This is a genomic window from Kluyvera genomosp. 3, from assembly GCF_011765685.1.
Classification (GTDB): domain Bacteria; phylum Pseudomonadota; class Gammaproteobacteria; order Enterobacterales; family Enterobacteriaceae; genus Kluyvera; species Kluyvera georgiana_A.
Window position 1 is genome coordinate 3745510 of record NZ_CP050321.1, and the last position, 19591, is coordinate 3765100.

General features: G+C 55.4%; 17 protein-coding genes, 1 pseudogene and 1 other annotated feature. Of the genes and pseudogenes, 8 read left to right on the plus strand and 10 right to left on the minus strand.

The features are described 5' to 3' along the window. Window positions 1-477: 477 nt before the first annotated feature. The 4 genes from GY169_RS17585 to ybaL all read left to right on the plus strand — a co-directional run bounded on the left by GY169_RS17585 (window position 478) and on the right by ybaL (window position 4822). Window positions 478-768, plus strand: coding sequence for a DUF6516 family protein (locus tag GY169_RS17585; protein ID WP_167576459.1), 291 nt, complete (start codon window positions 478-480; stop codon window positions 766-768). Window position 769: 1 nt separating this feature from the next. Then, window positions 770-1129 carry a glycosyl transferase family 1 gene (locus GY169_RS17590; RefSeq protein WP_167576460.1) on the plus strand — a complete coding sequence of 120 codons (360 nt, stop codon included), beginning with the start codon at window positions 770-772 and terminating at the stop codon, window positions 1127-1129. 539 nt (window positions 1130-1668) lie between these two features. Beyond that, on the plus strand, window positions 1669-2889 hold the full coding sequence (locus GY169_RS17595; protein ID WP_064548026.1) for an MFS transporter: 1221 nt from the start codon (window positions 1669-1671) through the stop codon (window positions 2887-2889). A gap of 256 nt (window positions 2890-3145) precedes the next feature. Next, the gene (gene ybaL, locus GY169_RS17600) at window positions 3146-4822 is read left to right on the plus strand and encodes a YbaL family putative K(+) efflux transporter (protein ID WP_167576461.1); all 1677 of its coding nucleotides are present in this window, start codon (window positions 3146-3148) and stop codon (window positions 4820-4822) included. 102 nt (window positions 4823-4924) lie between these two features. On the opposite strand, the gene GY169_RS17605 is transcribed toward ybaL, so the two are convergent. Beyond that, window positions 4925-6229 carry an inosine/guanosine kinase gene (locus GY169_RS17605; RefSeq protein WP_163445961.1) on the minus strand — a complete coding sequence of 435 codons (1305 nt, stop codon included), beginning with the start codon at window positions 6227-6229 and terminating at the stop codon, window positions 4925-4927. A 63-nt stretch (window positions 6230-6292) separates the two neighbouring features. Continuing rightward, window positions 6293-7255 (minus strand): ferrochelatase, encoded by a 963-nt coding sequence (gene hemH / locus GY169_RS17610; protein WP_167576462.1) that lies wholly within the window; start codon window positions 7253-7255, stop codon window positions 6293-6295. 84 nt (window positions 7256-7339) lie between these two features. On the opposite strand from hemH, the pseudogene GY169_RS23645 reads away from it, so the two are divergent. Beyond that, window positions 7340-7420 (plus strand): annotated as a pseudogene (locus GY169_RS23645) (hypothetical protein); the annotation flags it as partial. 19 nt (window positions 7421-7439) lie between these two features. On the opposite strand, the gene adk reads toward GY169_RS23645, so the two are convergent. From adk to GY169_RS17645, 7 genes are all read right to left on the minus strand, one after another. Then, window positions 7440-8084 carry an adenylate kinase gene (adk, locus tag GY169_RS17615; protein WP_014069168.1) on the minus strand — a complete coding sequence of 215 codons (645 nt, stop codon included), beginning with the start codon at window positions 8082-8084 and terminating at the stop codon, window positions 7440-7442. A 234-nt stretch (window positions 8085-8318) separates the two neighbouring features. Beyond that, window positions 8319-10193 carry a molecular chaperone HtpG gene (gene htpG / locus GY169_RS17620; protein WP_167576463.1) on the minus strand — a complete coding sequence of 625 codons (1875 nt, stop codon included), beginning with the start codon at window positions 10191-10193 and terminating at the stop codon, window positions 8319-8321. 107 nt (window positions 10194-10300) lie between these two features. Further along, window positions 10301-10906, minus strand: coding sequence for a recombination mediator RecR (gene recR / locus GY169_RS17625; RefSeq protein WP_064548015.1), 606 nt, complete (start codon window positions 10904-10906; stop codon window positions 10301-10303). Then, window positions 10906-11235, minus strand: a complete 330-nt coding sequence (locus GY169_RS17630; RefSeq protein WP_064548013.1) for a YbaB/EbfC family nucleoid-associated protein — start codon at window positions 11233-11235, stop codon at window positions 10906-10908. The genes recR and GY169_RS17630 overlap by 1 nt, the downstream gene beginning before the upstream one ends. 57 nt (window positions 11236-11292) lie before the next feature. Then, entirely contained in the window at window positions 11293-13227 is a 1935-nt protein-coding gene (gene dnaX, locus GY169_RS17635; RefSeq protein ID WP_167576464.1) for a DNA polymerase III subunit gamma/tau, read from the minus strand. Continuing rightward, window positions 11899-11963 (minus strand) — a sequence feature (DnaX frameshifting element). Its footprint overlaps the gene before it by 65 nt. Window positions 13228-13319: 92 nt before the next feature. After that, the gene (gene apt / locus GY169_RS17640) at window positions 13320-13871 is read right to left on the minus strand and encodes an adenine phosphoribosyltransferase (RefSeq protein ID WP_052283817.1); all 552 of its coding nucleotides are present in this window, start codon (window positions 13869-13871) and stop codon (window positions 13320-13322) included. Window positions 13872-14020: 149 nt separating this feature from the next. Next, complete coding sequence (locus GY169_RS17645) at window positions 14021-14398, minus strand: DUF454 family protein (protein WP_167576465.1); 378 nt, start codon at window positions 14396-14398, stop codon at window positions 14021-14023. A gap of 67 nt (window positions 14399-14465) precedes the next feature. On the opposite strand from GY169_RS17645, the gene priC reads away from it, so the two are divergent. The 3 genes from priC (at window position 14466) to GY169_RS17660 (ending at window position 16144) form a co-directional block, all read left to right on the plus strand. Further along, complete coding sequence (gene priC / locus GY169_RS17650; RefSeq protein WP_163445956.1) at window positions 14466-14993, plus strand: primosomal replication protein N''; 528 nt, start codon at window positions 14466-14468, stop codon at window positions 14991-14993. Between the two features lie 10 nt (window positions 14994-15003). Next, the gene (gene rsmS, locus GY169_RS17655; RefSeq protein WP_167576466.1) at window positions 15004-15162 is read left to right on the plus strand and encodes a pleiotropic regulatory protein RsmS; all 159 of its coding nucleotides are present in this window, start codon (window positions 15004-15006) and stop codon (window positions 15160-15162) included. Between the two features lie 82 nt (window positions 15163-15244). Beyond that, entirely contained in the window at window positions 15245-16144 is a 900-nt protein-coding gene (locus tag GY169_RS17660) for an Rpn family recombination-promoting nuclease/putative transposase (protein WP_167576467.1), read from the plus strand. 31 nt (window positions 16145-16175) lie between these two features. Here the strand turns inward: GY169_RS17660 and mscK are convergent, their stop codons facing one another. After that, window positions 16176-19526, minus strand: coding sequence for a mechanosensitive channel MscK (gene mscK / locus GY169_RS17665; RefSeq protein WP_163445954.1), 3351 nt, complete (start codon window positions 19524-19526; stop codon window positions 16176-16178). Window positions 19527-19591 lie beyond the last annotated feature (65 nt).

The window sequence follows — 19591 nt, forward strand, 5'->3', positions numbered from 1 at the left end:
AAAAGAAGGGGTTTAGCTAAGAGTTAATTTTTAGTATCCCCTGTGATACCCCCACCTGCGATCGGATGTGCTGATTTTGATTTGTTACAGAGTAAAAATACAGCGTAGTGCTCAAAAACGAGATATGCCATACAGTTTTTCACATCAGAAACGCAACATTTATCACAGAGTTGCAGATCAGCGAATCATCCCCATGTTTCTGAGCACCCAGTATAGGTTTTTTGCATTGGTTGAGTCGGTTGGTTGAAAAAACTAACAACAAACTACTTATCAAACATATAGTTAATTCATTTATTTACAACCAACCCGCAATTTAGCAGGTTGGTTATTGCATGTAAAACCTCATAACACACTGATTTATCTGATGTCAGGAGTTGGTCATTGAAACCGCAGTTGTTAAATAGCTTATTCTTGTTGTAAGCATTGACAACAACCACGCTTGTTGTCATCATTTACAACACGCAAGGAGGGCGACGAATGCCAGCGACACTTTTCAAGAAATTCACCCGCTACCTGGACGAAAACGAATTTATTCAGGTGCTGATATGGGAGGTCGATCCGGCGGTACTCGGCAGCGACCACGGCTATAAATACAGCATGGCTTATATTGTTTCCGGGGTCTGCGTAATGCGGTACGACAACGAGCGCGGCAAAGGCGATCACAAACACATCCGGGATCAGGAAATCGGCACCAGCTTTGCCAGCATCGAACAGCTATTCGCGGATTTCCTGGCAGACGTTGAAACTATTCGGAATGAGCGGAGGTAACATGAAAACCGTAACGATTAAGATTGAGACAATCAAAGATTTCGCGGCAGACGTTTTGTCTGCCATGAGTGCCGCCGCAAGCAGTGAACGCGGTACGGGTGATGGTGTAATCTCATTCCCTTCCTGGGCCATGATGCATAAAGTTCTGGCCCCAAACCGCATGGCAATTTTGCAGGCGATGACCGGGCACGGAGAGTTAACGATCCGTGAAATCGCGGCACTCGTAGGGCGTGACGTAAAAGGCGTTCATACCGACGTTACCGCGCTACTGAATAGTGGCTTGCTTGAGCGCGGGGATAGCGGGACGCTGTTCCCGTATGATGCGATCCACTTCGATTTCACCATCAGCGCCGCGGCATAATAAATATCCTCCGGCATAGCCGGAGTTTTTTCTTATGCACCTATAAGGCTCTCTTACCAGCCGCGCCTAACAGACGCATACGATCTAACATTTGCATCAAACTTCGTTACTTACCGCCCGTAAAGGGGCTGCCCGGATAACCCATACGATAAATCGGCTGTAAAACCGTCGTGGAGTCATAAATTGCGGTAGTTCAGGAACACGTCGCGATGATCGCCGATGTCCTCATGTAGTTTTCGCAGTAAATCAACCGCCTGGCGGGGTAGTAGTACCAGATTGCGACGCCCCGCAAAATACCCCAAATGGGGATAAGATTTCTGTGGAAATATTTCGGCGTTAGTAGAACGAAGAGAGGCAGAAAAAGCAGGTGGCAAAAGGGGAAATAGTCTTTGATAGACGACAACAGATTTGATTCTAAATGGATAATTTGTTTTCAAAAATGAGACTTCCTTCAAACGTCTTAGACAGGTATCTTAGTCTGATAATTATTATTAAAGCGTTTATCTCCAACATCGCACTACCAAATATAAGTGGAATCTATGGCAATCACTGAAACCAGCCCTACGCGGCCTGGCCCATCTGCGTCTTCACAAAAGGGCCGTACCTCATTCGGTATCCTGGGAGCGATCAGTCTCTCCCACCTGCTCAACGACATGATTCAGTCGCTGATTCTGGCGATTTATCCGCTGCTGCAGTCCGAATTCTCTCTGACCTTCGTGCAGATTGGGATGATTACCCTCACCTTCCAGCTCACATCGTCCCTCTTCCAGCCGGTCATCGGCTACATCACCGATAAGCGTTCGATGCCGTGGTCGCTGCCGGTGGGCATGTGCTTTACCCTGAGCGGGCTGGTGCTGCTGGCGCTGGCGGGCAGCTTCGGTACGGTGCTACTGGCCGCCGCGCTGGTGGGTACCGGCTCCTCGGTGTTCCATCCGGAATCATCCCGCGTGGCGCGAATGGCCTCCGGTGGCCGTCACGGCCTGGCGCAGTCAATCTTCCAGGTGGGCGGTAACTTCGGCAGTTCGCTGGGGCCGTTGCTGGCGGCGGTTATCATTGCGCCGTACGGGAAAGGCAACGTGGCCTGGTTTGTGCTGGCGGCGCTGTTGGCTATCGTTGTGCTGGCGCAGGTCAGCCGTTGGTACGCGGCACAGCACCGTATGGCGAAAGGTAAACCGAAAGCTGCGATTATCAATCCGCTGCCGAAAAACAAAGTGATTCTTGCCGTCTGCATCCTGCTGATGCTGATTTTCTCGAAATACTTCTATATGGCGAGCATTAGCAGCTACTACACCTTTTATCTGATGCAAAAATTCGGATTATCGGTACAAAATGCGCAGATTCACTTATTCGCCTTCCTGTTTGCGGTTGCCGCAGGGACCGTCATTGGCGGGCCGGTGGGTGACAAAATTGGCCGTAAATATGTGATTTGGGGCTCTATCCTCGGCGTTGCGCCGTTTACCCTCCTTTTACCCTACGCGACCCTTTGGTGGACCGGGATTTTAACGGTCATTATTGGATTTATCCTCGCCTCGGCGTTTTCTGCCATTCTGGTGTACGCGCAGGAGCTATTACCGGGGCGTATCGGTATGGTTTCCGGGCTATTCTTCGGTTTCGCTTTCGGCATGGGTGGCCTTGGCGCCGCCGTGTTGGGGCTGGTGGCCGACCATACCAGTATCGAGTTGGTTTATAAAATATGTGCTTTCCTACCACTTATTGGTATGTTGACCATATTCTTACCTGATAACCGCCAAAAACACTAAATTCCGGGCAGCCAAACCTTCATTTTGGCTGCCACCTTTCTCCCCGCAACCGCGCGTCGTCTCTGACTTCTCATATTCAACTTTCATTTTTGTGCCATTTACTCTTAAAAATTCAATTTTTTAGCTAAATTCAAGAATTATTCACAAACAAAATAGTGGAAATTGTCATAAACTATTACGAGGTTTTTTGGTTTTCAGGCTGTTGCGACACTCTGCGCCAAAAATGGGACCACGCATCACGACGAAAGGAGACGGAATGCATCACGCCACACCGCTAATCACCACCATTGTTGGTGGCCTTGTGCTCGCTTTTTTCCTTGGCATGATTGCCAATAAGTTAAGAATTTCTCCACTGGTAGGATATTTGTTAGCGGGCGTACTGGCCGGACCCTTTACTCCAGGATTTGTCGCTGATACCAAACTGGCACCAGAACTCGCGGAATTAGGCGTTATTTTGCTGATGTTCGGCGTCGGTCTCCATTTCTCACTGAAAGATTTGATGGCGGTAAAGTCCATCGCCATACCCGGCGCGATAGCGCAGATAGCCGTCGCCACCCTGCTCGGGATGCTGCTCTCCACCTTCTTAGGCTGGTCCATAATGACCGGCATCGTCTTTGGCCTGTGCCTGTCTACCGCCAGTACCGTGGTGCTGCTGCGCGCGTTAGAAGAACGACAGCTTATTGATAGTCAGCGGGGGCAGATCGCCATCGGCTGGCTGATCGTTGAAGATCTGGTGATGGTCCTGACGCTGGTGCTGCTGCCTGCCGTCGCCGGAATGATGGAAAAAGAAAATATCGGTTTCGCCTCGCTGGCTATCGATATGGCGATAACCATCGGAAAAGTGGTGGCGTTTATCGCCATTATGATGCTGGTTGGCCGCCGCCTGGTGCCGTGGATCCTCTCTCGCAGCGCCGCCACCGGCTCTCGCGAACTGTTCACGCTCTCGGTACTGGCGCTGGCGCTGGGCATCGCCTTCGGCGCGGTAGAACTGTTTGACGTCTCGTTCGCGCTGGGTGCGTTCTTCGCCGGGATGGTGCTGAACGAATCCGAACTGAGCCATCGTGCGGCGCACGATACCCTGCCGCTACGTGACGCGTTTGCGGTACTGTTCTTTGTCTCCGTCGGCATGCTGTTTGATCCGCTGATTCTGATTGAGCAGCCGCTGGCGGTACTGGGAACGCTGGCAATCATCATCTTCGGTAAATCGCTCGCCGCGTTTGGCCTGGTACGTCTGTTCGGCCACTCCCAGCGTACCGCCCTGACCATCGCCACCAGCCTCGCGCAGATTGGCGAATTCGCCTTTATTCTCGCCGGTCTGGGCATGGCGCTGGATCTCCTACCGCAAGTCGGGCAAAACCTGGTGCTGGCGGGGGCGATTCTCTCCATTATGCTCAATCCGGTGCTGTTCTCCGTGCTGGAGAAATACCTCGAGAAAACGGAAACGCTTGAGGAACAGACCCTGGAAGAGGCGCTGGAAGATGAAAAACAGATTCCGGTAGATATCTGTAACCACGCGCTGCTGGTTGGCTACGGTCGCGTCGGCAGCCTGCTCGGCGAGAAGCTGATGGCGCAAGGGATTCCGCTGGTAGTGATTGAAACCTCCCGTACCCGTGTCGACGAGCTGCGCGAGCGCGGCATTCGCGCGGTACTGGGTAATGCCGCCAACGAAGAGATTATGACGCTGGCGCATCTCGACTGCGCCCGCTGGCTGCTGCTAACCATTCCAAACGGCTATGAGGCCGGAGAAATCGTCGCCAGCGCCCGCGAGAAGTATCCGCATCTTGAGATTATCGCCCGTGCGCATTACGACGATGAAGTCGCGTATATCAGTGAACGAGGTGCCAATGAGGTGGTCATGGGTGAGCGTGAGATAGCGAAAACCATGCTGGGGCTATTGAGCGATCCGCCGTTGAGTGAGGCTGTTAGCGGATAGCATCGTAAGCCGGATAAGGCAAAGCCGCCATCCGGCAATGTGCGTGCCTGATGGCGCTACGCTTATCAGGCCTACGCGTTTACGTAGGCCTGAATAACAATATTACCGCTCCCAGTACGCCTCTTCGAGGCTATCTTCTTTCTCCGGCAGGCCGCGCGTCAAACGCGGCGAATGCTGGTTCAGCACCTGATAACTCACGCGGTTAGCATACTTACACACCTGCGCCAGCGACGAGTAGGTCAGCCAGTTATGCTGATGCTTACTGGAATTCGGCACGTTGCTGCGATGGTAAGCGTTAGCGGTAATGTCGTGCAGCAGCGCCGCCAGCGCGCCGTCACCTGCGCCGTTGGTATTCATGATCTTCTCAGGGCCACCCATAAACGGCGCAATGTGCGAGTAGATGCGCAGCGGATCCTGACAGTCTTTATAGCGCACCGCACGGCTGAATTCATACTGGTTAAACTCGGCAATGGCCCCCGGCAGCAGCGGGTGCTGAGTTTTGCGCTTGGCTTCGTTTTCGGTGAAGCCCGCCATATACAGCCCGGTCGGCCCGGCGGTACACAGCACCAGGTCCACCCAATCCAGCGCTTTATCCGCCGCCTGTAACGGGTCGCTCAAGCCGGTCAGCGCTTCCGCTTCTTCTTCATTCATCGCCAGAATCGACACGTGCTCTTTAATAAAGCTCTGCCACCATTCCGGGCTATCGGCAATCACAAACTTGGTGCCCAGCGTCAGCACCACCGGCACATTGTGTTTCTTCGCGTAGGCGATGGCCTGCATCGTGGCGTCCGGCATCGGCTCGCCCGGCTTGCAGCGCACCAGGTAAGAGGTAAGCACCAGCGCAGAGGCGCCGGCAATCACCGATTCCGGCACGCTTTCCGGACGCAGTTTGTTCATGTGTCCTGGGCTGATAGCAAAAGTACGCTCTCCGCTTTCGCTGATCAGCGTAAAGCAGCGGCCAATCGGGCCATCGACGCCCTGCAAATGGTTAAGATCGGTACGGCTGGAGGTATTACACAGGTAACGATAGGCATAGCCGCCAATTTCAATATTGCTGCACATGACGCCCAGCAGTACCGAACGGTCGTCCGCCAGAACCGAATAGTTGTGCATGGTATTACCGATGGTGCCACCGGCAAACTGATGGGTAATCAGGCTCTCGCGTACCAGTTCCTGGTATAGCGCTTCCGCGACATCATCTTCAATCACCAGCGAATGCCCGGCGCTCAGGCCATAGCGCTGAATAAACGCATCGTCGACTTTGGCTTCAATATCCACCAGCGTCTGGTCGATACCGACAACCCAGGCGGTACTGGTTTCACTTTCAGGTTGAATCTGCTGGAGCAGCGGATCGCGAGCGTCCACCGGGAAGTAATGTTTAGATTTGCGTTTACCGGGAAATTTCATGGTGATTTCTGGATGACTAGGAACAAGCGGGGAATAGTAGCACACTCCCCCGCCCGCTTGCGATTAGCGATACGACGCCGTCAGATTCACCATCATTTCGATATGCGCGGCATCGTCATTGAGCGCCGGAATATACTCATATTTCTGCCCGCCCGCCTCGAGGAACAGTTCGCGGTTTTGCACCGCAATCTCTTCCAGCGTCTCAAGACAGTCGGCAGAGAAACCTGGGCACATCACCTGAATATGTTTCACGCCCTTTTCCGCGAGCATCTTGAGCGTTTCGTCGGTATACGGCGTGAGCCACGGTTCGCGGCCAAAGCGCGACTGGAAGGTCATCATCACCTTATCAGGCGAAATACCCAACGCGGAGACCAGTTCACGCGTGGTGTCACGACAGCGCTGCGGGTAATCGTCGCCTTCATTAGCATAACGCTGAGGAATACCGTGGTAGGAAAGCAGCAGGAGATCGGGCTCGCCGTGGCGCTCAAATGACGCCCGTGCGCTCGCCGCCAGCGCCTGAATATAGTGGCGATCGGTCGCGTAATCACGAATAAACGAGACGCCCGGAATCGCGCGTTTGGTTGCCAGAATGCGTGCCAGTTCATCCCACACCGCAGCCACGGTGGAACAGGAATACTGCGGATAGAGCGGCAACACGATGAGCTGGTCAACGCCCTGCGCCAGCAGTTCATCCACCGCGCTTTGCAGCGATGGCGTGCCATAGCTCATGCCCAGCACCACCGGCACATCCGGCAGACGTGCCGCCAGCGCCTGCTGCTGACGACGGCTGTAGACCAGCAGCGGTGAGCCCTCTTCCATCCATACCGATTCATATAGCTTCGCCACTCTCGGCGCGCGGATCGGCAGAATGACGCCGCGCAGCAACGGCCACCAAAGCAGGCGAGGCGTATCCACGACGCGCTTATCGCTTAAGAACTGCTTCAGATAGCGTTTAATGGCTTCAGACGTGGGAGCATCGGGAGTGCCGAGGTTAACCAGCAGGATACCAGGTTTCTTATGATGCATTACCGCCTCTTATCGATTCAAATTGTTGATAATTGTAGCGGAAAAGCGAGGAAGAAAAACTAATTGCTGTGAGAGGTAAAGCGAGAATTTTTGCCTGATGGCGCTGCGCTTATCCGGCCTACAGAACGGCATAGATCGGATAAGGCGTTTACGCCGCCATCCGGCATCGGATGGCGGCACAACATTAGCCGAGAATTTTTTCCAGCTCTGCGCGTACGTCAGCCACGGCCTGAGTGCCGTCAACTTTCGCGTATTTGGTGTTACCCGCCTGCGCTTCTTTGGAGTAGTAGCCGATCAGCGGCGCGGTCATCTGATGGTATTCCACCAGGCGTTTACGCACGGTCTCTTCCTGATCGTCCTTACGGGTGGTCAGCTCTTCGCCGGTCACGTCATCTTTACCTTCAACCTTAGGCGGGTTGAATTTGATGTGGTAAACGCGGCCAGAAGCGGCGTGTACGCGACGGCCAACGATACGGTCAACGATCAGCTCGTCCGGTACGTCGAATTCCAGCACGTAGTCAACGTTGATGCCCGCTTCTTTCATGGCGTCAGCCTGCGGAATGGTGCGCGGGAAGCCGTCCAGCAGGAAACCGTTGCGGCAGTCTTCCTGAGCGATACGCTCTTTGACCAGCGCGATAACCAGTTCGTCAGTAACCAGTTTGCCGGCGTCCATGATGTCTTTAGCCTGTTTGCCCAGCTCGCTGCCGGATTTAACAGCGGCGCGCAGCATATCACCGGTGGAAATTTGCGGAATGCCATATTTCTCCATGATGAACTGTGCCTGAGTTCCTTTACCCGCGCCAGGTGCGCCAAGCAGAATGATACGCATTGCGAAAATCCCCTCAAAGGTTGTCAATATTTTTTAAAAAGCGCTAAAAGATACCACCAGAACGGCGATGGCTCAAGGAAGGCGGGACGGCTGAAACGGTTAATGGTCAGATATTTTGCGTACGGAGCAGTTTGATGCCCTCACCCCGCCCCTCTCCCACTGGGAGAGGGAGAATACCAGCGCCGGGCCAGTCCCCCCTCCCTTTCAGGGAGAGGGTTAGGGTGAGGGTAAGTCTTACGACACCAGCAGTTGGTTCATGCGGCGGATAAACTGGTTAGGATCGTCCAGCGTACCGCGCTCGGCGAACAGCGCCTGGTCGAGCAACAGTTCAACCCACTCTTTAAACTGCCCTTCGTCCTGGGTATCCGCGGTGCGTTTCACCAGCACGTGGTCCGGGTTCAGTTCAAAGATGTACTTCACTTCCGGCGCGGCCTGGCCCGCAGCGGCAAACAGCTTCGCCATCTGGGTGCTCATTTCATCGGCGTCGGTGGTGACGATGGCCGGGGTGTCGGTCAGACGGTGAGTCAGACGCACCTCTTTCACGCGCTCACCCAGCAGGGTTTTCACGCGTTCAACGAACGGGGTCAGCGCTTTTTCTGCTTCTTTAGCGCTCTCGTCCACTTCATCCGCCAGCTTGTCGATGGACTCATCGGCTTTAGCAACGGACTGGAACGGCTTGCCGTCGAACTCGGTCAGGTAGTTCATCATCCACTCATCGATGCGGTCGGAAAGCAGCAGCACTTCGATGCCTTTCTTACGCAGCAGTTCCAGATGCGGGCTGCTCTTCGCCGCGGCATAGCTGTCGGCGGTGATGTAGTAGATCTTCTCCTGCCCTTCTTTCATGCGCGACACGTAGTCGGCCAGCGACACGTTCTGCTCGGAAGTGTCGGTATGGGTAGACGCAAAGCGCAGCAGTTTGGCGATCGCTTCCTGGTTAGCATGGTCTTCCGCCGGACCTTCTTTCAGCACCAGACCAAACTGTTTCCAGAAGGTCAGATACTTCTCGGCGTCGTCTTTAGCCAGCTTATCCAGCATCTGCAGCACGCGCTTGGTCAGTGCGTTACGCAGGTTACGGGTGACGTTGCTGTCCTGCAGAATTTCACGGGAGACGTTCAGCGGCAGATCGTTGGAGTCTATCAGCCCGCGCACGAAGCGCAGGTAGTTCGGCATAAACTGCTCGGCGTCGTCCATGATAAAGACGCGCTGCACGTACAGCTTCAGACCGTGTTTATGATCGCGGTTCCACATATCCCACGGCGCCTGCGACGGAATGTACAGCAGGCTGGTGTACTCCTGCTTACCTTCCACGCGGTTGTGGCTCCAGGTCAGCGGGTCGGTAAAGTCGTGGGCAATATGCTTGTAGAACGCTTTGTATTCGTCGTCGTTCAGCTCAGCTTTATTACGCGTCCACAGCGCCTGCGCTTTGTTGATTTTCTCCCAGGAAACCACGGTTTCGCCGTCTTTCTCTTCGGATTTCTCAATTTCTACCGGCAGCGCGATATGGTCGGAATATTTGCTGATGATCGAGCGTACGCGCCAGTCGTCGAGGAATTCGTCCTCGCCTTCGCGCAGGTGCAGGGTAATTTCGGTACCGCGATCGTCTTTGGTGATGTCGGCCACGGTGTATTCGCCCGCGCCGTCGGATTCCCAGAACACACCGTTCTCTGCGCTATCGCCCGCCGCACGGGTGCGCACGGTGACTTTATCCGCCACGATAAACGCGGAATAGAAACCGACGCCGAACTGACCGATCAGCTGGCTGTCTTTGGCCTGGTCAGAACCCATGGATTCTAGGAATGCTTTGGTGCCGGATTTTGCGATCGTCCCGAGATGATCGATCACCTCGTCACGATTCATACCAATACCGTTGTCGGCAATGGTCAACGTACGCTTATCTTTATCGAAGGAGACGCGTACGCGCAGCTCGCCATCGCCCTCATACAGATCCGGGTTGGACAGCGCGCGGAAGCGCAGCTTGTCAGCAGCATCTGAAGCGTTAGAGATAAGCTCACGCAGGAAGATTTCTTTATTGGAATACAGAGAATGGATCATCAGGTGCAGAAGCTGTTTTACTTCTGACTGAAAGCCACGTGTTTCTTGTCCTTTCATTGCAAAATACCTCAATGGTGATTACAAGGTAAAAAAAGCGATGAGAGGAAAATGGGGATGGGTGGTGAGGATTTCAAGCGAGAGCAGAAAATCCTGCTCTCGTTTGATTAAAAACGAATCTTATGACGACCGGCCAGCGAGTGCGACAGCGTGGTGCCATCGACCATCTCCAGCTCGCCGCCTACCGGAACGCCGTGGGCGATACGGCTGGCTTCAACGCCATATTGCGCGCACAGCTCAGCGATATAGTTGGCCGTGGCTTCCCCTTCCACCGTCGGGTTGGTGGCGAGGATAATCTCCGTGAGCTGCTCCGTTTCCAGACGCTGCTCAAGGCGGTCAAGACCAATATCATCCGGGCCGATACCATCGAGCGGCGACAGATGCCCCATCAGCACGAAGTAGCGGCCGGAGAACTGCCCGGTCTGCTCAATGGCGTAGATGTCCGCCGGACTCTCCACCACGCAGATCTGGCCGTTTTCCTGGCGACGCGGGTTCGCACAAATGTTGCACACCTCCTGCTCGGTGAAGGTGCGGCAATCGGCGCAGTGGCCGATTTCCGACATCGCGCGGGTTAACGCTTGCGCCAGACGCATCCCGCCGCTGCGGTCACGCTGCAGCAGGGTAAACGCCATGCGCTGCGCCGACTTCGGGCCAACGCCCGGCAGGCAGCGCAGCGCTTCCATCAGCTGAGTTAACAGCGGACTGGTTTGCATCAGAACGGCATCTTGAAGCCTGGCGGCAGCTGCATACCGGAGGATACAGAGGCCATTTTCTCTTTCTGGGTTTCATCAATACGGCGCGCCGCATCGTTGAACGCCGCAGCGACCAGGTCTTCCAGCATCTCTTTGTCGTCTTCCAGCAGGCTAGGGTCGATTTCAACGCGACGGCAGTTGTGCGCGCCGTTGATGGTCACTTTGACCAGACCTGCGCCAGATTCGCCGGTGACTTCCAGCTGGGCGATTTCTTCCTGCATTTTCTGCATTTTGTCTTGCATCTGCTGGGCCTGTTTCATCAGGTTACCCAGACCGCCTTTACCAAACATAGGCTTCTCTCTCAGTAGGTCACGTTAAAGAATAACGACCGTAAGCAGCGCTTGCGGTCAAATGGGGCGAATACTCTCTTCATCCAGGTCCGCGTCGAAGAACCGGCGCAGGGTCTGAATGTTATTATCCGCGATGATCGACTCGCGCGCCTGCGCGAGTTTCTCTTCATAAATGGCCTGTCGCCACTCCAGCGGCGTACGCACCGCCGGATTATCATCTTCCACGATGGTCAATTCAACAGGCGCGCCGTATAAACTGCTCATCGCCTCAGCCAGCTTCTGCTTCGCACCGGGGGAATTAAGATGCCGCTGCGTCGGGCGCAGATGCAGGCACACCGTACTGCCGTCCTGCTCTTTCCACGCGTTGAGCGCCACCTGCTCGACCAGCTTCGGCAGCGCCATCTGGCTGACTTCTGCCGCCCACGGGTCGCGCTCTAATGATTCCGCCGCCAGCTTCGCCGACAGTTCCGGCGTTTTTTCATGCTCCAGCGCTTTCTTCAACGCTTTTGGCGTGGCGACTTCTTCTTTTTTGACTTCTTCAACCGGCGTGGTCGCTTTCCAGCGATAAGCCTCTTTTTTCACCGCCGGTTGGGTCAACGCGGACGGCGCCGGGCGCGCCTGAACGCGTTCGGACACCGAAGCCAGTCTTTCCAGCGCAGCGTTATTCACCGGCCGCGCGCGGGAAGCGGCTGCCGGTTCACTCTTTTTTGGGGTGGTTGCTCCCTGACTGCTTTGCTGCAACTGACGTCGCGCGGCCAGCACCTGATGGGTGGACTCTGGCAGCGGCGCGGCCGCTGGCGGCGGCGTCATCGGCGCGGCAGAAGGCATGGGCGCAGGCTGTTGCGTCACCGGGGCATAGGCCGGCGCAAACGTCTGCTGCGGCCTTTCCGGCTCCTTCAGCGGCGCATTCGGATGAAATGCCAATGCGCGCAGCAGCGTCATTTCAATGCCCATGCGGCGATCCGGCGCGAACGGCAACTCTTTGCGGCCAATCAGCAGCGTTTGATAGTACAACTGCACATCGGTGGGCGGCACGGTACGCGCAAGGTTGCGCATCCGTTGTTCAATCGCCGCCATATCGCTGCCCAGCGCCGCAGGCGACAGCTGAACCATGGCAATCCGGTGCAGCAGACTCTGCATTTCAACCAGCAGCGCCTCCCAGTCGACGCCGCGCAGCGCGGCATCGTTAACCAGTTCCATCGTCCGCTCGCCATTCGCGGCCACCAGCGCTTCAATCAGCGACAGCGCCTGATCGTCATCCAGCGTGCCAAGCATTTCGCTGACGGAGACGGTCGTCAGCTGACCTTCGCCGCTGGCAATCGCCTGATCGGTGAGGCTTAACGCATCGCGCAGGCTACCGTCCGCCGCACGCGCCAGCAGCTGCAGGGCGCGAGGCTCGTGGACGATATGCTCTTCGTCGAGGATATGCTCAAGCTGATGGCGAATCTGCTCAACGTCCAGTGCCTTGAGATGGAACTGAAGGCAGCGTGACAGAATCGTCACCGGCAGTTTTTGCGGATCGGTGGTCGCCAGCAGGAATTTGACGTGCCCAGGCGGCTCCTCCAGCGTCTTCAACAGCGCGTTGAAGCTATGGCGGGAGAGCATGTGCACTTCGTCGATCAGATAGACCTTAAAGCGCCCGCGCGCAGGCGCGTACTGGACGTTATCCAGCAGGTCGCGGGTATCTTCGACTTTGGTTCGCGAGGCGGCGTCGATCTCAATTAAATCGACGAAACGCCCCTGCTCAATTTCGCGGCAGTTATCACACACGCCGCAAGGCGTGGCGGTAATGCCGGTTTCGCAGTTCAGCCCCTTCGCCAGTAAGCGGGCGATAGAGGTTTTCCCGACGCCACGGGTGCCGGAAAAGAGATATGCGTGATGAATGCGCCCTAACGATAAGCCGTTCGCCAGTGCGGTCAGCACATGTTCCTGGCCGACGACGTCAGCAAAGGTTTGTGGGCGCCATTTTCGGGCTAAGACCTGATAACTCATTGGCAGGCTCTGAAACGCTGGAAGGTGGATTCACGAAGGGATAATGCTACCACAGCCCCGCCGGATCGGCGAGGCTATGTATCGGGAAATGCTTAGTGCCCCGGGAAATTCACCAGGCTGTAGCTGGTGATGCCCTGTTTTTCCAGGCGCTGTTCGCCGCCCAGATCGAACAGGTTGATGATGAAGGCCGCATCGTGCACTTCGCCACCCAGACGACGGATCAGTTTCACCGTCGCTTCAATGGTCCCGCCGGTTGCCAGCAGATCGTCGACCACCAGCACTTTGTCGCCCGGTTTGATCGCGTCAACGTGGATTTCCAGCTGATCGGTGCCGTACTCCAGCTCGTAGCTTTCGGCGATGGTTTCACGCGGCAGCTTGCGCGGTTTACGCACCGGGACAAAACCTACGCCCATTGCCAGCGCGACCGGCGCGCCAAACAGGAAACCACGCGCTTCGGTACCCACGACTTTGGTGATACCGGCGTCTTTGTACTTCTCGACCAGCAGTTCAATGCTGAGCGCGTAGGCTTTCGGGTCTTCCAGTAAGCTGGTGACATCGCGGAAAAGAATGCCAGGTTTCGGATAATCCTGGATGCTCTGGATGCTGTTCTTCAGATATTCAAGCTGCTGTGCAGTTGCGGTCATAGGTTTGTGCCTGATTGAAACAGTGTTACTCAAGGCGAGCAAAATGGGCTAAAAGTTACATTTGATTAACTTTTAACCAGGCGCGCCTGTGCTCGAAAACGCCAGAATTTACTGGCAAGCTCGCAGAATTGCAACACCATTAATGCGGTTCACGGCTTTTGTTGCTCTGCATCAACGACGGGAATTCGCCATAAAAAAATCAACAATCCGCAGAGGATTGCCAACAGCAGTAGCCGAACCCACAGCAAATTGACCAGCCACAGCGAAACAGCAAAAGTCAACAAAATCACCGCGATGGCGCGCGGCTTCGCGCCCGGCGGCATAGCTTTGTAACGCTGCCAGTGGCGCAGATAGCCGCCAAACCAGGAGCGATACAGCAGCCAGTTATGAAAACGCGGCGACGAGCGGGCAAAGCACCAGGCGGCCAGCAGAATAAAAGGCGTGGTGGGCAACAGCGGCAGCACAACGCCGATTGTGCCGAGGGCTACCGCCAGCCAGCCAATAATGATTAGAATAGTACGCTGCATAATGCGAATCGTTATCAAATGAGCATGCTACTGTAGCATAGCCGATAACAAGAAAACGGAGAATCCGGTGAAAACGGCCCTGCTTTTACAAACGCTGGAACAACAGCTTGCGCGTCTGCAGGCGCGTATCGCGCCGCTTTCCGCGCACGCCACGCTGAGCGCCCGCTTTGACCGTCAGTTGTTCCAGACGCGCAGCACCCAAATGCAGGCCTATCTTGATGAGGCGAACGCCCATTTTCAGGAGTTAAAGCACGCCGTCGAGCAGCAACAGCTACCACAGGTTGCCTGGCTTGCTGAACGTCTTGCGGCGCAAATTGAAGCCATCAATCGGGAAAGCGAAGCCTGGTCGCTGCGTGTGTGGGACAGCGCCTCGCCGGGGTTACGTCGCTGGCAGCGTAAGCGGCTGGAAACACAGGAGTTTGAGCGTCGTCTGCTGGAGATGAAGCAGCAGCGCCAGCAGCAGTATCAGCAGGCGACCACGCTCGACGATCAACAGCGTCTGGCCCGCGAAATTACCGCCTTTGACGGTCGCCTTGCCCGCTGCCGTCAGGCGCTGGAAGAAATAGAACGAGTGCTGGCGCGCATCACGCGCTAAAGGAGAAAGTATGTCGCTGGAAAACGCGCCCGATGACGTCAAGCTGGCGGTCGATTTAATAGAACTGCTGGAGAGCAACCAAATTGCCCCGGAAATTGTGCTAAGCGCGCTGGAGATGGTGCGCAAAGATTACCTCAACAAGTTAAAAAACGCGGAAGACGCCTCGTAAAACGGCGATCGGGCAGCTGCGATTCCGTCATCGTCTGTGGCAGATTTCTCGCCATCGACGGGCAATGCGATGACGGAACATCATGGATATCTTTTCAACAACACCGCATGACGCAATTTTTAAACAGCTCTTACGCCACAAAGCGATAGCGCTCGATTTTTTACAGGTGCATCTTCCCCAGGCGCTTTTATCGCGCTGTAATCTGGCGACGCTACGGTTGACCTCCAGCAGCTTCGTGGAGGAGAGCCTGCGTGCCAGTCATTCTGATATTCTCTACTCGCTGCAGACCTGTGACGGCCCCGGCTATATCTATGTGCTGATCGAACACCAGAGCACAACGGATAAGCTGATGCCCTTTCGCCTGATGCGCTATGCCATCGCCGCCATGCAGCAGCATCTCGACGCGGGTCACGATACCCTACCGCTGGTTATCCCCATGCTCTTTTATCACGGCAGCACCAGCCCATGGCCGTTTCATCTGAACTGGCTTGCGCTATTTGCCGATCCCGAGATAGCAACCCGTTTGTACACGCAGGATTTCCCGCTGATTGATATAACCGTCGTACCGGATAGCGAAATTATGACCCACCGCAGGATGGCGATGCTGGAATTACTGTTAAAACATATTCGCCAGCGCGATCTGGCTACCTTACAGGAGCAACTGGGCGCGCTACTGGTTGAAAATTGGTTAACCGCACCACAGTTAAAGGCGCTGATTAGTTTTATGCTGCAGTCAGGCCGCTCACAGCAAAAGGAGAAGCTCATGTCGACACTGGGAGAATATTCGCCACAGCACGAGGAACAGCTGATGACGATTGCGGAATGGCTTGCCGAAAAAGGACGTAAACAAGGCGAAGCCATGGGCCGTCGGGAGGAAGCGTTCAAAATTGCCCACAATATGTTAAACGCAGGACTATCCATCACGCTGATTACCCAGCTAACCGGTTTAAGCGCCGAAGACCTGGCTACCACCACAGAATAAAAAAGGGCGACCCGTGTCGCCCCTTCTGCTCTCAATCGGCAATCATATCCTTGCCGTCATTTTTACTGTCGCGCTTCACTTCCGTCACTTCATCGCCCTTCTCATTGTGCAGATGCACTTCCAACTGGTTGAAGGCGATATTGATGTCGTTTTCGCGACACAGACGGTCGATGGTGCGGTTCAGTTCATCGACGGTGTAGCTGCGGTCGCGCAGTTCACGCACGTACAGACGCAGTTCGTGATCCAGCGTGCTGGCACCAAAAGCGGTAAAGAAGACCGACGGCTCCGGATCGTGCATCACCTTCGGATGCTCCATCGCCGCTTTCAGCAGCACCTCTTTCACTTTGGTCAGATCCGATCCATAAGCCACGCCAAGGCGGATCACCACGCGGGTGATGGTATCGCTGAGCGACCAGTTGATCAGACGCTCGGTGACAAACGCTTTGTTCGGGATGATCACCTCTTTGCGATCGAAATCAGTAATGGTCGTCGCGCGGATGCGGATCTTGCTAACCGTCCCGGAGAAAGTGCCGATCGTCACCGTATCGCCAATGCGAACCGGACGTTCAAACAGAATAATCAGGCCGGAGACGAAGTTACCGAAAATCTCCTGCAAACCAAAACCAAGACCTACCGACAGCGCGGCGGCCAGCCACTGCAGTTTATCCCACGACACGCCCAGCGAGCCGAACACGGTCATCGCCCCGACGGCGATAATCACGTAGTTCAGAATCGTGGTGATGGCGTAGGAGGCCCCCTGACGCATGTTCAGCCGCGAAAGCACCAGCACTTCCAGCAGACCAGGTAAGTTACGGATCAGCGCCCACGCCACCATCGAGGCGATAATGGCGAACAGCAGGCTGCCCATGGTGACGCTTTTCACCACGCTCGCCCCGGCTTCGGTGCCGTTGTAATGCCACAGGGTGATGCTGTCCAGATAGCTAAAGACGGTAATTAAGTCTGACCAGATAGCCCAGAACATCACGCCAAACAGCGCAATCATCACCAGCATGGTAATACGCAGCGTCTGCTGGTTGATCTGCTCCAGCGCGATCGCCGGTTCTTCCTGCGGTTCGGCGCCTTCGGCCCCCTCTTTCACCATATTCTGCCGACGCGCGACCGCACGACGGTATGCGATGCGTCGCGCCGCGACGCTCAGGCCGCGAAGCACGGTCTGGTAGAGCAGGTTCCAGAAGATCACCAGATAAACGGTTTCAATCCAGCGGCCAGAGAGGCGCAGCGTGGTGTAGAAATAACCGGTGGCGGTAAGCACCATCAGGCCGACCGGCACCAACGCCAGCACGGTCATGGTGATCAGGCGCAGGCTGTGTGATTCTTTATCGCGCCAGCTTTCGCGGCACATTGGCCACATCAGCGTCGCAATCACCAGCAGGTTAAGGAAAATCACGAACTGCCCCAGCACGTCGTCCATCAGGTTCAGCGGCGAAAGCTCGGACACCACCGACCAGAAGTGCAGCGGCAGCAGCGCCAGGCTGATGCGCACAATCTGCCGACGCCAGTGGCTGGTCAGCTGTTCCGGCATATTGAAGTGGCGTACGGCAACGCCGTTTTTCTCCAGCACCTTCCAGCACAAGCCAAACACCAGCCAGAAAATCGCCAGCTTTTTACTGAATGCCCACAGCAGCGCGCTGATGTTGAGTTGCATGGTGAGCAAAATCAGGCCAATCGCCAGAATGATCAGCACCACCGGCAGCGCGCGAATGAGATCGATGAGGATAGCCTTCGGCGTATGCAGTTGGCTGTCGTTACGAAGATTACCCACCTGATCGCCGAGCTTGTCCTGATAGCTGCGCAACCACTGTAGCCGCCAGCGAATCAGCCCGGCAATCAGCAGCAGCGGAAGCCCGGCAAGGAAGGCGACAAACACGGCGGGCCACGCTTTCTCCCAGTTTACGGTGATTTTCATCGACTTAAACTGGTCTTTCAGCGCTTCCGGGAAGGACTTAATCCAGTCCCAGTCCATCGGTTTATTGCTGTTAACCCAGAAAATTTGCTGCGTCAGAATAGATTTCAGGCTTTTTGACACGCTCATCAACTGCTGCTGATTGATTTGCAGGTTGATGGCCATCATCAACTGGGTGCCCAGCTGTTTGTTGATCAGATCCAGCATTTCGCGGCGCGCATCGACAATTTGCAGCAGCGCGTCGTGCACTTCGCTATCCACTTCGCTGCTATGCCCTTCCTCCAGTTTGGCGACGAATTCATCGCTCTGGAACAGGGCATCACGCTGCTGGTTAATCTCAAACTGTTCGAGTCGCAGGTCGGCGATGCGGGTGGTCATATCCTCCAGTTCATCCGCCGACGGCAGCGTCTGCTGCTGTTGATAAAGAATACGCGACAGCAGCAGGCTTCCCTTCAGGACGGCAATCTGCTCTTTTACGTTACGTTCAGATTGCAGCGCGCGGTCGAGCCAGGTTTTCACCTTGATGTTCTGTTGCACCAGTTGGTTGCCGCTTTCGGTGGCGGTAATCAACTTCTGGCTTAACTGATGGTTAACTTCCAGCTCCTGCTTCACCAGCGGATTGCCCTGAATGCGGGCGGTCTCTTCCGGCGAGGCGTTTTCAGCGGCGGTTTTTTCCGTCAGCGTCAGGCGCTTGCTGTTCACCGCTTCCTGCAGCAGTTGAAGCTGGTGCTCCAGACGCGTGCTGTAAGCGGTCACGTAGTCACGTTGTTTTTGCAGGGTATCCTGCAAAGAGGTATTGCTGGCGAGGCTTTTACGCTGTAGCTCAATTTCGGCGTCGAGCAGCGTTTTCTGCACCTGTAGCATCGTCTGCTGGGTCGGCCGCAGCCCGTCCCCGACGGTGTTCGCGTTCAGGCTGTTTCGCACCTGCAGCAGTTGCTGCGAGGCTGAGTTCATGGCGTTCTGTACGCGCTCTGGCTGGGTTTGCAGCGAAACCAGCTGGCTGTTGTAAGTGGCAAGGTCGTTTTGCGCATTTTGCAAATCGTCAACGGCCTGCGAGACGCGAGCTTCCAGCTGGCGCAAGGACAGCGTGCTCAACGTTTTTCGCGTTTCTTCATCACTATCAACGTCGCTCAGCGCATTGAGATTATCGGTGGCCTGACGCAGCTTGAGCGGAGCTTGATCCACCTGTTTTTGCAGCGCCGCGGTTTCCGCCTTCACGTTGTCGATTTTATCCAGCAGCTGCAGAGTCTCCGTGAGGTCCTGCTGAACCAGTTTTTCCTGCGGCGTCAGGTCTTTCTTGTTATTCAACGCCGATAGCTGATCCTGGACATCGGCGCGGTCAGGAATATCGCTACCGTTGAGCGCGCGCGCCTGCGCCGTGGCTAACGAGAAAAGAAAGCAGACAATAATAATGAAAAATGCGGAAATCGTGGCCCGAGGGCGGATATTATGCAGCATAATTTTAACATGAGTGGTTGCTAAAGCCGGTGAAAAACCGGGGATAAATGCCCGCGCAGAATAGC

What these genes read in the sequence shown, in the direction of transcription:
- mscK (WP_163445954.1), bottom strand. Translation starts at nt 19,526, where the DNA reads ATGCTGCATAATATCCGCCCTCGGGCCACGATTTCCGCATTTTTCATT.
- GY169_RS17595 (WP_064548026.1), top strand. Translation starts at nt 1,669, where the DNA reads ATGGCAATCACTGAAACCAGCCCTACGCGGCCTGGCCCATCTGCGTCT.
- GY169_RS17585 (WP_167576459.1), top strand. Translation starts at nt 478, where the DNA reads ATGCCAGCGACACTTTTCAAGAAATTCACCCGCTACCTGGACGAAAAC.
- GY169_RS17645 (WP_167576465.1), bottom strand. Translation starts at nt 14,398, where the DNA reads ATGCAGCGTACTATTCTAATCATTATTGGCTGGCTGGCGGTAGCCCTC.
- GY169_RS17605 (WP_163445961.1), bottom strand. Translation starts at nt 6,229, where the DNA reads ATGAAATTTCCCGGTAAACGCAAATCTAAACATTACTTCCCGGTGGAC.
- GY169_RS17590 (WP_167576460.1), top strand. Translation starts at nt 770, where the DNA reads ATGAAAACCGTAACGATTAAGATTGAGACAATCAAAGATTTCGCGGCA.
- htpG (WP_167576463.1), bottom strand. Translation starts at nt 10,193, where the DNA reads ATGAAAGGACAAGAAACACGTGGCTTTCAGTCAGAAGTAAAACAGCTT.
- dnaX (WP_167576464.1), bottom strand. Translation starts at nt 13,227, where the DNA reads ATGAGTTATCAGGTCTTAGCCCGAAAATGGCGCCCACAAACCTTTGCT.
- hemH (WP_167576462.1), bottom strand. Translation starts at nt 7,255, where the DNA reads ATGCATCATAAGAAACCTGGTATCCTGCTGGTTAACCTCGGCACTCCC.
- ybaL (WP_167576461.1), top strand. Translation starts at nt 3,146, where the DNA reads ATGCATCACGCCACACCGCTAATCACCACCATTGTTGGTGGCCTTGTG.
- adk (WP_014069168.1), bottom strand. Translation starts at nt 8,084, where the DNA reads ATGCGTATCATTCTGCTTGGCGCACCTGGCGCGGGTAAAGGAACTCAG.
- rsmS (WP_167576466.1), top strand. Translation starts at nt 15,004, where the DNA reads ATGTCGCTGGAAAACGCGCCCGATGACGTCAAGCTGGCGGTCGATTTA.
- apt (WP_052283817.1), bottom strand. Translation starts at nt 13,871, where the DNA reads ATGACCGCAACTGCACAGCAGCTTGAATATCTGAAGAACAGCATCCAG.
- recR (WP_064548015.1), bottom strand. Translation starts at nt 10,906, where the DNA reads ATGCAAACCAGTCCGCTGTTAACTCAGCTGATGGAAGCGCTGCGCTGC.
- GY169_RS17660 (WP_167576467.1), top strand. Translation starts at nt 15,245, where the DNA reads ATGGATATCTTTTCAACAACACCGCATGACGCAATTTTTAAACAGCTC.
- GY169_RS17630 (WP_064548013.1), bottom strand. Translation starts at nt 11,235, where the DNA reads ATGTTTGGTAAAGGCGGTCTGGGTAACCTGATGAAACAGGCCCAGCAG.